The 13,845-nt window shown below is 67.1% G+C and carries 9 protein-coding genes and 2 pseudogenes; 4 read left to right on the top strand and 7 right to left on the bottom strand.

Translation table 11 applies throughout. The features are described from left to right. Nucleotides 1–11: 11 nt before the first annotated feature. The 5 genes and pseudogenes from CYFUS_RS13605 to CYFUS_RS54515 all read right to left on the bottom strand — a co-directional run. Nucleotides 12–557, bottom strand: a complete 546-nt coding sequence (locus tag CYFUS_RS13605; protein WP_095985608.1) for a DUF2381 family protein — start codon at nucleotides 555–557, stop codon at nucleotides 12–14. 39 nt (nucleotides 558–596) lie between these two features. Continuing rightward, on the bottom strand, nucleotides 597–917 hold the full coding sequence (locus CYFUS_RS13600; RefSeq protein ID WP_095985607.1) for an IS66 family transposase: 321 nt from the start codon (nucleotides 915–917) through the stop codon (nucleotides 597–599). A gap of 64 nt (nucleotides 918–981) precedes the next feature. After that, nucleotides 982–3,141 (bottom strand): ATP-binding protein, encoded by a 2,160-nt coding sequence (locus CYFUS_RS13595; RefSeq protein WP_232537543.1) that lies wholly within the window; start codon nucleotides 3,139–3,141, stop codon nucleotides 982–984. A gap of 257 nt (nucleotides 3,142–3,398) precedes the next feature. Next, on the bottom strand, nucleotides 3,399–3,965 hold the full coding sequence (locus CYFUS_RS13590) for a LysR substrate-binding domain-containing protein (protein WP_232537542.1): 567 nt from the start codon (nucleotides 3,963–3,965) through the stop codon (nucleotides 3,399–3,401). Next, a pseudogene (locus tag CYFUS_RS54515) lies at nucleotides 3,966–4,037 on the bottom strand (hypothetical protein); the annotation flags it as partial. Here CYFUS_RS54515 and CYFUS_RS13585 point away from each other — a divergent pair. From CYFUS_RS13585 to CYFUS_RS13575, 3 genes are all read left to right on the top strand, one after another. Then, nucleotides 4,010–4,252 carry a hypothetical protein gene (locus tag CYFUS_RS13585; protein WP_198316571.1) on the top strand — a complete coding sequence of 81 codons (243 nt, stop codon included), beginning with the start codon at nucleotides 4,010–4,012 and terminating at the stop codon, nucleotides 4,250–4,252. The pseudogene CYFUS_RS54515 and the gene CYFUS_RS13585 overlap by 28 nt on opposite strands. Nucleotides 4,253–4,459: 207 nt before the next feature. Beyond that, complete coding sequence (locus CYFUS_RS13580) at nucleotides 4,460–11,065, top strand: AAA family ATPase (RefSeq protein ID WP_095985605.1); 6,606 nt, start codon at nucleotides 4,460–4,462, stop codon at nucleotides 11,063–11,065. A gap of 165 nt (nucleotides 11,066–11,230) precedes the next feature. Continuing rightward, the gene (locus CYFUS_RS13575) at nucleotides 11,231–11,614 is read left to right on the top strand and encodes an NUDIX domain-containing protein (RefSeq protein ID WP_095985604.1); all 384 of its coding nucleotides are present in this window, start codon (nucleotides 11,231–11,233) and stop codon (nucleotides 11,612–11,614) included. Between the two features lie 2 nt (nucleotides 11,615–11,616). On the opposite strand, the pseudogene CYFUS_RS13570 reads toward CYFUS_RS13575, so the two are convergent. Together CYFUS_RS13570 and CYFUS_RS13565 are read right to left on the bottom strand one after the other, a co-directional pair. Beyond that, nucleotides 11,617–11,835, bottom strand: a pseudogene (locus CYFUS_RS13570) (sugar transferase); the annotation flags it as partial. Nucleotides 11,836–11,877: 42 nt separating this feature from the next. Next, nucleotides 11,878–12,789 carry a LysR family transcriptional regulator gene (locus CYFUS_RS13565; RefSeq protein WP_095985603.1) on the bottom strand — a complete coding sequence of 304 codons (912 nt, stop codon included), beginning with the start codon at nucleotides 12,787–12,789 and terminating at the stop codon, nucleotides 11,878–11,880. Nucleotides 12,790–12,921: 132 nt separating this feature from the next. On the opposite strand from CYFUS_RS13565, the gene CYFUS_RS13560 reads away from it, so the two are divergent. Further along, nucleotides 12,922–13,686 (top strand): SDR family oxidoreductase, encoded by a 765-nt coding sequence (locus CYFUS_RS13560; RefSeq protein ID WP_095985602.1) that lies wholly within the window; start codon nucleotides 12,922–12,924, stop codon nucleotides 13,684–13,686. Nucleotides 13,687–13,845: the final 159 nt, after the last annotated feature.

Below are 13,845 nucleotides of genomic sequence, written 5' to 3'. Positions count from 1 at the left end.
GGTGGCCGTGCTCAGGGCACCGCATTGTGGACCACCTGGAAGGTGACGTTCCCGAGAGTGACAGTGCGCGGCCCTCCTGCCTCCCACAGCTTGAGGGTACAGGGGCAGCCGAGCTGCGCGGGCGCCCTCTCTATGCCCACCACGACGGCACCGGCACCATTCGCGGGAATGGGTGACTCTTGCCACCGGGCAAGCTCCACCTCTTCCCCCGTCGAGTCCACCAACGCAGCCCCCGCCTGCGTCCAGGGCTCAGCGCCGGGGTTGGAGAGGCCCAGCCGCACAGCCACGCTTGTCGGGCGGGTCTCGCCCTTGCCGGTGTAGCTGTAGCTCCATGCTTCATCGAGCCGCAGCGCGTTGGCCGGCTGCTCCCTCACATACGAGCGAACGTTGTCCTCCTGGCACCGGCGCGCTTCGGCCTGTGCCTCGTCCCTCTCTTTCTTGAGCACCTCAGGCGGGCGTGGCTGGCGGAACACCTCCACGCGGCGCGTTCCCCTTGCAGCATGGCCCACAAGCCAAAAGCTCGCGCTCGCCGGTGCCGCGCCATCCGCGAAGCGCACCGTCGTACGCGTCCACGCGTTAGGGGATGAAGGCGCCCGTCAAGTAGCAGCATGAAGTGGCGGGTAAGCAGAGGGCAGCAGAGAGGGCGCGCTGTGGCCATGCAGCCAGGACTCAACAGCATGAGTGAGGAAGGGGAGAACGGGACGGTTCTGCAACCGCAGTGTGGTCACGGCGGTGAGAATGCGCTCGATGAAGCGGCTGCCTTCGGGGCTCTTGGTGCCGAAGGACACCTTGCGCATACAGACGATATGGCGCAGCAGCCGCTCCGCATGGTTGTTGGTGGCGGGCACGTCCTCACGGTGCATGAATGTCCATAGCGCCTCGCACTGCCCCAGCAGCTCGCATCGCGAGAGTGCCACCGCCTACAGCTTTTGCTTTGCTTGGAGTTCTATTCCAAACCGCGACTTCGTGACCAGCCAAACGTCACACCGCCTGTTGAGACGCCGCGAGATAGGGCAGCGCCAGCGTGAAGGTGGCTCCGTGGCCCGGCCCCTCGCTGTGGACGGTGAGCGAGCCCTCCATCTCATGGGCCGCCAGGGCGCTGGAGTGCAGGCCGAAGCCATGCCCCTCCCGCCGGGTGGTGAAGCCGTACTGGAAGATGCGGGTGAGCATCTCCGGCGCGATGCCCATGCCGTTGTCATGCACCTGGATGCGCACCTGGTCGTTGGCGGTGCGCTCCATCTTCACGGTGAGGAGCCGCTCGGCGGGAGGCACTTCGTCCATGGCGTACTTGGCGTTGCTGATCAGGTTGACCAGGATCATCAGCGTCTTGTGCTTGTCGGTGAGCAGGGGGGGCAGGTCGGCCAGCTGGCGCACCACCTTCACCTGGTGGCGGGTGAGCCCGGCGGCGTTGATGCGCAGCGCGTCCTCCACCAGCCCCGCCAGGTGCACGGGCTCCTGAAGCCGGGGCGTGCGCGCGTAGTTCTGCTGCACCTTGACGATGTCGCCCACGTGCTCGGTGTAGCGGCCCACGTCGTCGAGCAGGGAGATGATCTCCTGGCGCTCGTCGAGCAGGTTCTGACCCAGCTTGCCCAGGAAGGGCAGGACGTTCCTGCCGCGCTCGTCCTGGGAGAGGAAGGTGCCGAGGTCGGACTGGCGCTCCTGGAGCAGGTTGGCCACGCGGTCCACGTGCTCCAGGCGCATGCCCTCCATGCGCTCCTTGGCGAGCTGGGCCGAGGTGTAGACGCTGTTGAGCACGTTGCCCACGTTGTGCAGCACGTTGGTGGCGATCTCCGCCATGCCCGCCCGGCGGGCCGACTGCACCAGCTGCGTGTGGACTTCCTTGAGCTCACGGGTGCGCTCCTCGATGCGCTGCTCCAGGCCCTCGTTGGCCTCGCGCAGGGCCTGCTCGCGCTGCTGGACCTTGTCGGCCATGAGCTGGAAGGAGCGGGCCAGTTGCCCCAGCTCGTCGTTGCGCGAGGTGTCCAACTCCACGTGGAAGTCACCGGAGGCGACCCGGTCGGTGGCCTGGGTGAAGGCCACCAGCGGATGGGTGATCTGATGCCTGAGCACCCAGGCCATGATGGCCAGCTCGAGGACGAGCGACACGAGGCCGAGCAGCAGCACGTAGCGGGCGGCCTGGAGGGCGGGCTTCGTCACGATGCTCTCGGGGAGCACGGTGACGAAGCTCCAGCCAGGGCCCCGCAGCTGTCCCATGGCGAGGTACTGGTTACGCTCCGGCAGCTCCAGCACGGCCTGCCCGGGCTGACGGGCCTTCACCCGCTCGACGATGCGCCGCAGGTGGTCCTCTTCCATTTCGGGATGGGCGATGAGCTTGCCGTCCTCGCGGAAGATGACGTTGAACGTGCCGGGCAGGTGGTCGTTGACGGTGCGGGCCCTCAGCTCCTCCATGAGCACGTCCTGGCTGAGCGCCGCGACATGCCGGCCGTCGAGGTCCAGGGGAGCGGTGACCGAGGTCATCGATCTGCCGCTGACTGTATCCAGGTAGAGCTCGGACCAGATCGTCCGCCGCTCCGGGTTGTTCTTGGGCAGGCTGGTGGCGAAGTACTCCAGATCGGTGACCATCAAACCGGGCTCGGCGTCGAGGACCCAGGTGGGGCGCTCGGGCCAGTAGAGGATGATCGGCCCCCCGGGCAGAGTGACAAAGGTGTCCGTGAAGCGGACGTGGAAGGCGGGCCCGTACCAGGAGAGCACGTCATAGGAGGCCAGCAACCAGCGGCGCAGGTCCTCGTCGAGGGTGACGCCCCGGGGGACGAAGACGCCTGGCGCCCTCGTGCCATCGAAGCTCTCGGGACGGCTGCGGACCGAGCCGTCGGGCAGCCGCACGAACAGACTGTCGAAGCGCGCGCCCACGTCCCCTGGGCCCAGGGTCCGGATGCGATCCCCCAGGGCCTTCCTGAGGACGGCGAGGTTGTCCTCGGCCAGCAGGAAGATGGCCTCCTCCCGCTGGCTGCGCTCCGAGACATGCTGCTCCAGCTGCGCGAGCGCCTCGGTGCGCAGCGTGTGGAACATGTGGAGGTAGCTGAAGAAGGTCGTCAGGGCGATGACCACCGCGATACGCACGCCCATCTTGATGAGCGTCGAGCGGGCCAGCGGAGCACGGGAGCGGGGAGGGAGAGGCATGGAGAGCTGGCGGCACTGACACGAGTCCCGCCACGGGAATTCCCCCCTGGAGCGGGTGGGGGAATTGCCCGCCAGGAGGGAGTGCCGGATGTGTAGGCCCGAGTGCTGGACACGTCCAGAACTCCGGGGACCCCAGAGAGCGAGAGACCGGGCGTACCCCAGGCGGGGCGCCCTGCCTCAGGCGCCCTGGGGTGGTGCTCGCGCCGGGGTCAGGCTCGCACCTGCCATCCAATCCAGGGCGACGAGCGCCTCGCCGATCAAACCGACCTGCGCGTCACGGGTACATCCGCCAGCGGATCAAATCCAGCCAGCGCCCGCCGCAGCGCATCGACGAACATCCGGGTGCGCAGCGGCAGCAGTCGCGCGTGGGGATAGACGACATGCACGGGCCGCGGTGCCTGCTCGAAGTCGGCGAGGACCAGGCGCAGTCGCCCTGCACGCAGTGGCTCTGCCACCTGGTACGACAAAAACTGACCGAAGCCCAACCCCGCCACGCAGGCTTCCACCGCCGTGGCGATGTGATTGACGTCGAAACCGCCCTCCACCGGCACCCGCAGCGTGGCGCCGTCAGCGTCGACGAAATGCCAACCGACCCTGCCGTGGGGCAATATGCGCACGCAGGGCAGGCCGCGCAGCGCGCGTGGATGCGTCGGCGCGCCGTGTGCCGCGAGCAAGGCCGGGCTGGCCACCACCACGTGACGCAGTGTCGTCAGCGGCAGCGCCACCAGCGATGAGGCGGCCAGCACACCGCGTGTGTCGTCGAGATAGCGCTGGCCTTCGGGCGTCAGTGCCACGCACCGCGTGGTGCTGTTGAACAGCCGCACGCCGAGCTGCGCCTCCAGCGCCGCCAGCGTTCGAACCACGGACGGTGTGGAGGTACCGAGCGCTCCCCACATTCGAGCGCATCCTGGCCGACGGACGCGACTGGGCCGTGCCCGGTGGCTACAGCATCGTGGACCCGTATCTGCTGGTTTTCTGGCGCTGGGCCGCGCTCATCGGCGAGGACGTGGCCAGACTGCCAGCCTGGAGCGCACACGCCCGCCGCGTGCTCGCGCGCCCGGCCGTGGAGCGCGCGCTGGCGAAAGAAGGCATCCCCGGGTTCCCCCAATGACCGCGCCGTTTCATGCGGGCGAGTGAGTGAGGCATCTGGAGCACTTCCTGCGCGGGGAGGATCCGCTCTCCTCCGAGGAACGCGAGCGCCTGCGGACTCTTCCCATGGCCGTGTCCCGGACCTGAGTGCTCACGACCAGGCGGGGCGCGAGGATGGGACCCCCTGCACGAGACCCTCCCTGTTGGGCAACGGCACGCCCACCGCGGCATGGTGCTCAGGAAGAGTTGTTACCGTCTTGATATGCCGCTCGGTCCGCAGGTCCTCCAGGGATACACCGTCACCGAAACGATTCGGGAAGGATCCTCGACCGTCATATTCCGCGCGTTACGGGAACGGGATGGGCGGCCGGTCATCCTCAAGACGCCTCGCACCGAGCATCCAACCCTCCGAGACCTCGAGCGGTTGAGAAGTGAGTATGAGATGGGGAGGCGGGTGGGGGGCGCGGCGGCGGTGAGGCCGTATAGTCTGGAGCGCAACAGGGATCGGTTGGTGCTGATCCTGGAAGACTTTGGTGGCCATCCCCTCGCGCACTTCCTCGGCGTTCCCATGGAGCCCGGGCGCTTCCTCGAACTCGCCACCCGAATCACCCAGGCCCTCGCCGAGCTCCATCGCCACGGTGTCGCCCACCGGGACATCAAGCCCCACAACATCCTCGTCCACCCCGACACGGGAGAGGTGAAGCTCACGGATCTCGGAGGAGCCTCGTTGCTCCCCCGTGAGTACCAGGGAGTGCAGAACCCCCGGTTCATCGAAGGCTCTCTTCCCTACCTGTCTCCCGAGCAGACGGGAAGGATGAACCGGGCCGTCGACTACCGCAGCGACCTGTACTCGCTGGGGGTCACCTTCTTCGAGATGCTCACCGGCACCTTGCCCTTCCACGCCGAGGATCTCCTGGGCTGGGTCCATTGCCACGTCGCCCGGTCTCCACCGAGCCCCTCCGACATCATCCCCGCGGTCCCCGAGGTGCTCTCCCGGATCGTCCTCAAGCTGATGTCCAAGATGGGCGAGGAGCGCTACCAGAGCGCGCTGGGGCTGATGTCCGACCTGGAGAGGTGTCTCGAGCAGTGGAAGGCACGGGGTTCCATCGCGCCCTTTCCACTCGGTGCGCATGATGTCTCGGAACGCTTCCTGATTCCGCAGAAGCTCTATGGCCGCGAGGAGGAGGTCGCCGCGCTGATGGACGCCTTGGCGCGAGTCGTCTCCAGCGGAGCCCCCGGGCTGATGCTCGTCTCGGGATACCCCGGCATCGGCAAGTCCTCGCTGGTGCGCGAGCTGTACGGGCCCCTCGCGAAGGCGAAGGGGCTCTTCCTCTCGGGCAAGTTCGACCAGTTCAAACGTGACGCCCCCTACGCCACGCTCTCCCAGGCCTTCCGCGAACTCGTGCAGCAACTCCTGACCGAGGACGAAGAGCGGATCGCCGACTGGAGACAGCGGCTCCAGTCGGCCGTGGGGCTCGATGGGCAGCTCATCGTCGACATCGTTCCCCAGATAGAACTCATCATCGGCGGGCAGCCACCCACCCAGGAACTGCCGCTGCTCGAGGCGCAGCACCGCTTCCATCGGGTCTTCCAGAAGTTCCTGGGGGTGTTCACCCGGAAGGAGCACCCGTTGGCTCTTTTCCTGGATGACCTCCAGTGGGCCGATGCCGCCAGCCTCCGGCTGATCCAACACCTCATCACCCATCCGGAGACCCGGCACCTCCTGGTGATTGGAGCCTACCGGGACAACGAGGTCAGTTCCTCCCACCCCTTGATGCTGACCTTGAGCGAGATCCGCAAGGCGGGGGCGGTCGTGAACGAGCTCGTCCTCTCGCCGCTCTCGCTCGAGCACCTCAATCTGCTCGTCGCCGACACCCTGCATCAGGAGCCATTCCAAACCCATCCGTTGACCCGGCTCATCCAGGAGAAGACACAGGGAAACCCCTTCTTCGTCACCCAATTCCTGACGATGCTCTATCAGGAGGGTCTGGTGGAGTTGGATCGAACGGCGGCGGTGTGGCGGTGGGACATCGCCCGGATTCGCGCCAAGAGCTATACGGACAACGTCGTCGAGCTGATGGTGGCGAGGCTGAAGCGCCTCCCGGTGACTACCCAGAACGTGTTGATGCTCACCGCCAGTATCGGCGACCACATCGAGGCGCGGCTGCTCGCGGTGATTCGCGGTCAAGCGGAGGAGGAGCTCCACCGGGAGATGTGGGAAGCCGTCAAGGAAGGGCTGATGCTGCGCATCGGGGATTCCTATCGATTCCTTCACGACCGGGTCCAGCAGGCGGCCTATTCACTCATCCCCGAGGACCAACGAAGCACGGTACACCTGCGAAGTGGCCGCCTCCTGCTGGCCCAGCTCTCACCAGCGGAAATCGAGGAGAGGATCTTCGACGTGGTGGACCAGCTCAACCGCGGTATCTCCGGAGTCGTCTCGCTCGAGGAGAAGGAGCGGCTCGCGGCGCTCAACCTCCAGGCCGGAAGAAAGGCCAAGGCTTCCACCGCCTACCGCTCCGCCATCAAGTACCTGTCCGCCGGCGTGATGCTGCTCTCCGAGCGCTGCTGGGAAGACCAATACGCGCTGACGTATGCGTTGCACGAGGAGCTGGCGGAGTGTGAGTTCTTGAGTGGCGGCATCGAAGAGGCGGAGCGGCTGCTCATCGGGGTCCTCGAGCGGGCCCGGACGCGGGCCGACAAGGCCATGGTCTATCGCGTGTTGATCGAACTCCATGTCACCAGAGCGGAGAACGCGAGAGCCGTCGACTTCTCCCTGGAGTGTCTCGCGCTCTTTGGCATCCACATGACCCCCCATCCGGACTGGAGTGAGGTCGAGGCGGAATACGAGCAGGTCTGGGCGAACCTGGGCGGCCGTCACATCGAGGAGCTCTTCGGTCTGCCCCTCGTGATGGACCCCGAGGTACAGACCGTCATGCGGGTGCTGTCGACCTTGTTCGCCCCGGCCTACTTCACGGACCACAACCTGTACTACCTCCACCTGTGCCACATGGTGAATATCAGCCTTCGCCAGGGCACCACCGACGCCTCGCCCCACGGTTATGCCTATTTCGGCCTCATCCTGGGCTCCGCCTTCCACCGCTACGAGGACGGCTACCGCTTCGGAAGGCTGGCCTGCGACCTCGTCGACACACATCACTTCCTCGCATACAAAGCCAAGGTCAATCACGCCATGGCGTTCATCTCCCACTGGTGCCGTCCGCTCCGGGAGGATTTCGGCTATCTCCAGACCGCGTTCCAGACAGGCACCGAAACGGGTGACGTCACCATCTCCTGTTACGGCTGCGAGAACGTCATCGCGGCGCAACTCTCCCAGGGAGTTCCACTGAGCGAGGTCTATCGCGAGACCGAGGTGCGGCTGGACTACGTGCGCAAGGCCAGGTTCCAGGATGTCGAAGAGGCCCTCGTCAACATTCAATGCTTCATCCGGAGCATGCGAGGCCTCACCCAGGGGTTCTCGACCGCCACGGGTGAGAGCATCAACCGGGAGGAACTCGAGGTCCAGCCGTCGGCGAACCGGCTGAGCATGAGGGTCTGCCTGTACCACATCCTCGAGCTCCAGGCCTTCTTCATGTCAGACGATTACGAGAAGGCCCTCGTGGCGGCGTCCCGGGCGAAGAAGCGCCTGTGGGCAATCCTCTCACTCATCCAGGTTCACGACTACCACTTCTACGCCGCGCTCTCCCTGGCCGCCTGCCATGACAGGGTTCCTCCCGATGAACGCGCGCGTCGCCTGGAGATGCTCGCCACCCACCAGCGGCAGCTCCAGGAGTGGGCGGCGAACTGTCCGGAGAATTTCTCCAACACCCATGCGCTGGTGTCGGCGGAGATCGCCCGCCTCCTTGGCCGGGACCTGGAGGCCATGCACTCGTATGAGGAGGCAATCCGCTCGGCGCGGGACAACGGCTTCACCCAGAACGAGGGCCTCTCCTACGAGCTGGCCGCCCGGTTCTATCTCCAGCGGGGATTCGAGGACTTCGCCTACACCTATCTGCGCAAGGCCCGTGCCTGCTACGAGTGCTGGGGGGCCGACGGGAAGGTCCGGACGCTGGACGAGCGCTACCCGAACCTGCTGGAGCGGCCGGCGCTCCCCATCACCGCCACGGTCACGGCGCGTACGGAACAATTGGACCTGCTCTCGGTGATGAAGGCCTCGCAGGCCATCTCCGGTGAGATCGTGCTGGAGCGGCTCCTGGAGACCTTGATGCGCGTCCTCATCGAGCAGGCGGGTGCCGAGAGGGGCTTGCTGATGCTGCGCCGGGGAGAGGACCTGTCCATCAGCGCCGAGGCGCGGCTCGACAAGAGAGAGGTCGTGGTCCGGCTCTTCCCTCCGGGGCCCTCGGCCTGGGCTCCGCCCCAAGCCGTCGTCAACTACGTGAAGCGGACCCGGGAGCGACTCATCCTGGGGGACTCGTCCGCCCCGGCGCTGTTCGGCGTGGACGGCTCCGGCGCTTCGCGGTTGCCTCGCTCCGCGCTGTGTCTGCCCATCTTGAGGCAGGGAGCGCTGGTGGCGCTCCTGTACCTGGAGAACGATCTGGCGAGCCACGCCTTCTCCGAGGACCGGATGGCGACGCTCGATCTGCTGGCCGCCCAGGCCGCCATCTCCCTCGAGAACGCCAGGCTCTATTCCGAAGTGCGGGAGGAGAGCAGGGAGCGCGAGCGGGCGGAGGCAGCCGCCTCGGAGCGGGCGGCGGCGCTGGCCCGCTCCGAGCAGGCGCTCCACGCCGAGAGGCAACTCCTCCAGTCCATCCTCACGAACATGGGAGAGGGCGTGGTGGTCGCGGACGAGCACGGACGGCTCGTGCTCTTCAATCCGGCGGCGGAGCAGGTCCTGGGAATCGGTCTGACCGACACGCCCCTCAGGCAATGGTCGGAGTACTACGGCATCTATCTGCACGACCAGGTCACCCCCTATCCATCCGAGGAGCTGCCGCTCGCCCGGGCCATCCGGGGCGAGGCCGTGGACAGGGTGGAGCTCTTCATGCGCCACTCCACGAAGCCGGAGGGGACGTGGCTGCTCGTGTCCGCCCGCCCGCTCAAGGACGACCAGGGCACCCCGCGAGGCGGGGTCGTCGTCGTCAGCGACGTGACCGACATCAAGGAGGCGGAGGAGACGCTGCGCAGAAGCCAGCACCAGCTCCAGTCGATCATCGACAACACTCCCGCGCTCGTCTCCATCAAGGACACCCAGGGGCACTTCCTCCTGGTCAACCGGCGCTTCGAGAGCCTCTTCGGAATCAAGCCGGAACGGCTCATCGGCAAGCGCGACGGCGAGGTCTTTCCGAAGGAGCGGGCGGCGCAGTCCCGCGCCCATGATCTCGAGGTGCTCGAAGCGGGCAGGCCGCTGGAATGGGAGGAAGAGGTGCACCAGGCAGACGGCCCGCATACGTACCTCTCCGTCAAGTTTCCCCTCGCGGACGCGGCCGAGGCCCCCCACGCCATCTGCACCATCGCCACGGACATCACCGAGCGGAAGCGGATGGAAGTGGCGGAGCGTTTCCTGGCCGAGGCCAGCAGGGAGTTGGTGACCTCGCTCGACTACGAAACCACCTTCCAGCGCATCGCCGGACTCGCGGTGCCCAGGCTGGCCGAGCTGTGCATCGTCTTCGCGCTCCACGAGAGCGGACAGCGCCGGCCGGTGGCGGTGGCCGATGTCGTCCCAGCTCGAGCCGAGCGCGTGCGCGAGTTCCTCCATCATCATCCCCTGGATGCCAACGCTTCGACCGGCCCCCATCAGGTGCTCCGCACCGGCCAGCCGGAGGCCTTCCCGGGAAGGCGCGGGCTCCTGGGGCAGCCCATTCCGGAGGAGGCGCGGTGGAACGCACTGAAGGGACTGGAGGGCCAATCCTTCATCTGCGTGCCGCTCTGGGCGAGGGGGCGTTGCCTCGGCGTGCTGTCACTGCTCTCCACGCGGTCGCGCCGGGTCCATGGTCCGGCCGACCTGGCCCTGGCGGAGGAGCTGGGACGCCGAGCGGCCTTCGCCATCGACAATGCCCTGCTCTACCGCAAGGCCCAGGAGTCCATTCGCGTGAGGGACGAGTTCCTGTCGATCGCCTCGCACGAACTCAAGACCCCCCTGACCTCCATGGGGCTGCGCGCCCGGCAGGTGGAACTCGCCCTCGCCCATCAACTCCTGGAGCCGCAGCTCCGCTGCAAGGTGGCGAGCATGCTCGCCACCTTCGGTGCCCAGATGAAGCGGTTGGTCCAACTGGTCGATCAGCTCCTCGACGTCTCCCGTATCAACACGGGGCGGCTCGAGCTGCACTTGGAAGAGACCGACCTCTCCGCCGTCGCGCGAGAGGTCACGGAGCGCCTCGCCGAGCAGCTCGAGAAAGCCGGCTGCACGCTCGAACTGGAGCTCGAGCTATCGGTGGTTGGAGAGTGGGACAGGTTTCGCCTCGAGCAGGTGGTGACGAACCTGCTGACCAATGCCATGAAGTACGGAGCGCGTCACCCCATCCGGATGAAGGTGTGGAGCGAGGAAGACAAGGCGCTGTTGCGGGTCGAGGATCGCGGGCTCGGGATTCCCAAGGAGGACCAGTCGAGGATCTTCGAGCTGTTCGAACGCGCGGCCTCGCACAATTACGGTGGGCTCGGCCTCGGGCTCTTCATCGCGCGGGAGATCGTCCTGGCACACGCCGGGCGAATCTGGCTGGAGAGCGAGCCCGGGGTGGGGACGACCTTCTTCGTCGAGTTCCCTCGGAGCGCCAGCGGGAGCCAACGAACGCCGTTGTCGAAGGCGGCCGGGGACGCGTCCTCGCTGAAGTGGTCCGGGACTCCATCAGCCCCGGGCGAGGACGGCGTTACCGGTTAGGGGTGCTCCACTTCGCCGGAATACGCATTGACTGGGGTCTTGCAGCACCTACTTCGGCCCGGGCCTGCTCATTGGCAGGACGTGAGGACAGCGCGCGGGGCTCACAAAACCGGGGACGCCCCTCCACCCCGGGGTGAACTTCACATCCCCCTCGAAGAGGCTCCCATGCCCCAGGTCTATGCCATCGTCCACAGCGAGGAAGGCCGCTTCCTCATGTTCCAGAAGAACACGCATGGAGCGTTTTTCAGTCGCGCGCCGGTCGACGCTCCCGTGCGCCTCAATGGAGCGGGAGGCCCGGCCTTCCCGGGCGGGAGGCTCGAGAGGAAGGAGGACGTCGAGCAGGGTGCCCGCCGGGAGTTCCTGGAGGAGACGGCCGTCAGCCTGGACACCTACGGCGCGAGCGTGCGCACTGGCCAGCCCGACTGGAGGTTTAAAGCGGCCTTCTTCCGCGTGTCCAACGAGGAGCTGGGGCAGCTCGCCGAGAACATCAACCAGAACCTGGAGCTCGCGCGGCAGGTGGCCCTCGAGTGGCTGCGGATGAACCCCTGAGCCTAGCTCGCACCGCCGCCGATGATGACCACGGGCACCGTCTTGAGGATCAGGTTGATGTCGTCCTTCAGGCTCCAGTGGTCGATGTACTGCATGTCCAGGTACATCCAGTCCTCGAAGGAGATCTGGTTGCGGCCGGACACCTGCCAGATACAGGTGAGGCCCGGGCACACCGACAGCTGGCGGCGCTGCCAGGCGGCGTCCTTGGCCACCTTCTTGGGCTTGCCTGTCTCAGCGCGGAGGGTGCCGCGCATCCGCGCGGGTTACGTCCTGTCCCACGAGGGCGTGCCCCGGAACTGCTCGGCGAGGAAGTCGATCATCAGGCGGACCTTGGCGCTGAGATGCCGACGGCTGGGATACACGGCGAGGATGTCGATGTCCGGGAGCGCATGGTCCGGCAGCACGCGCACCAGACGTCCGGCACGCAGGTCATCGCCAATCAGGAACGTGGGCTGCCAGATGAGCCCACGGCCCGCGAGCGCGGCGGCTCGGACGGTGTCGCCGTTGTTGGCTTGCATCACGCTGCGCATGCGCACGACGCGCGTATTGCCGGCCGCGTCGGTGAGCGGCCACTCCTCCGCCATCGACGAGTTGCTGTACGCGATGCAGACATGCGCGGCGAGGTCCTCCAGGCGCTTGGGCCTGCCCGCGCGCGCCAGGTAGGCGGGAGCGGCACAGACCACGTTGCGCGACGTGGAGAGCCGGCGAGTGACCTGGCTGGCGGCGGCGCCCCCGCGTGAGATGCGGATGGCGAGGTCGTAGCCCTCCTCGACGAGGTCGACCACCCGGTCGGACAGGGAGACGTCCAGCTCCACGTCGGGATGGAGGGCCATGAAGCGGGGCCAGAGCGGCGCGAGGTGGAGGATGCCGAAGCTCAGCGGCGCGTTGAGCCGCAACCTGCCGCGCGCCTGGACGGTGCTCGCGGAGGCTAGCGCCTCGGCCTCGGCCACGTCGTCGAGGATGCCGCGCACGTGCTCGTGAAGAGCCTGACCGCTCTCCGTGAGCGAGAGATGGCGCGACGTGCGGTGGAGCAGGCGGGTGCCGAGATGGCGCTCCAATTCGTTCACGTAGCGGGTGACGTTGGCGGCGGACGTGTCCAGTGCGTCCGCCGCGCGGGTGAAGCTGCCGCGCTGGACCACCGTGGTGAAGACCTCGAAGGCACGCAGTCGGTCCATGCGCAGGCTCCAATCATTCAGGAAAGCTGAATGAGCAAAGCAGGTTCAGCCTATTTCTCCAACAAATGCTGATGAGTACATCTCTCCCATCGGCCCGGGCGTCTCGCCGCGGGCCTCGACGGGAGCAGGCACATGGAACGGTTGAACGGGAAGGTCGCAATCATCACGGGCGCGAGCGCGGGCATCGGGCGGGCCACGGCGAAGCTGTTCGCGGCCGAGGGCGCCAAGGTGGTGGTGGGCGCGCGGCGCAAGGAGGAGCTGGACGCGCTGGTGGCGGAGATTGCCGCGGCCGGAGGCGAGGCCGTTGCCCTGGCCGGTGACGTCCGCTCGGAGGACTACGCCCGCGCGCTGGTGGCGCTCGCACTCCAGCGGTTCGACAAGCTGGACATCGCCTTCAACAACGCGGGAGTCCTCGGCGAGGGCGGGCCGAGCACGGAGGTCTCCGAGAAGGGCTTCAGCGACGCGCTGGCGGTGAACCTGACCGCCGCCTTCCTGGGCGCCAAGCACCAGCTCGGGCCGATGGTGAAGCAGGGCGCGGGCTCCATCATCTTCACTTCGACTTTCGTCGGGTACAGCTTCGCCTTCCCCGGCACTGCCGCCTACTCCGCCAGCAAGTCCGGGCTGATTGGCCTGACACAGGCGCTGGCCGCCGAGTACGGACCGCGTGGCGTGCGGGTGAACGCGGTGCTGCCGGGCGCGGTCGAGACGCCGATGTACCAGGCGGCGAACGCCACGCCCGAGGCGAAGACGTTCGTCACCGGGCTGCACGCGCTGAAGCGGGTGGGCACGCCCGAGGAGCTGGCCCGGACGGTGCTGTTCCTGGCCTCCGACGACGCCTCCTTCGTCACGGGCACGGCGACGCTGGTGGACGGCGGCGTGTCGATTACCCGGACGTAAGGCGCCGCCTCGGGACGCGGCGCTACCGCCGGCAGGACGGCGTGGTAGCGCGGTTGCAGCCGTTGGACAGGCCCGCCCGCAAGTCCCTCAACCCTCAACAGGGCCCCCTCCCTCTCATGCGCAAGAACCGTGACGATAGGGCTGTAGACCACTGCCCGA

It is taken from the genome of Cystobacter fuscus (assembly GCF_002305875.1).
Lineage (GTDB): Bacteria > Myxococcota > Myxococcia > Myxococcales > Myxococcaceae > Cystobacter > Cystobacter fuscus_A.
This window is presented reverse-complemented; position numbering and strand designations above follow the sequence as displayed.

Excerpts from the sequence above, each read along its gene's own strand:
- CYFUS_RS13575 (WP_095985604.1), top strand. The coding sequence starts at position 11,231 with ATGCCCCAGGTCTATGCCATCGTCCACAGCGAGGAAGGCCGCTTCCTC.
- CYFUS_RS13580 (WP_095985605.1), top strand. The coding sequence starts at position 4,460 with ATGGTGCTCAGGAAGAGTTGTTACCGTCTTGATATGCCGCTCGGTCCG.
- CYFUS_RS13560 (WP_095985602.1), top strand. The coding sequence starts at position 12,922 with ATGGAACGGTTGAACGGGAAGGTCGCAATCATCACGGGCGCGAGCGCG.
- CYFUS_RS13565 (WP_095985603.1), bottom strand. The coding sequence starts at position 12,789 with ATGGACCGACTGCGTGCCTTCGAGGTCTTCACCACGGTGGTCCAGCGC.
- CYFUS_RS13595 (WP_232537543.1), bottom strand. The coding sequence starts at position 3,141 with ATGCCTCTCCCTCCCCGCTCCCGTGCTCCGCTGGCCCGCTCGACGCTC.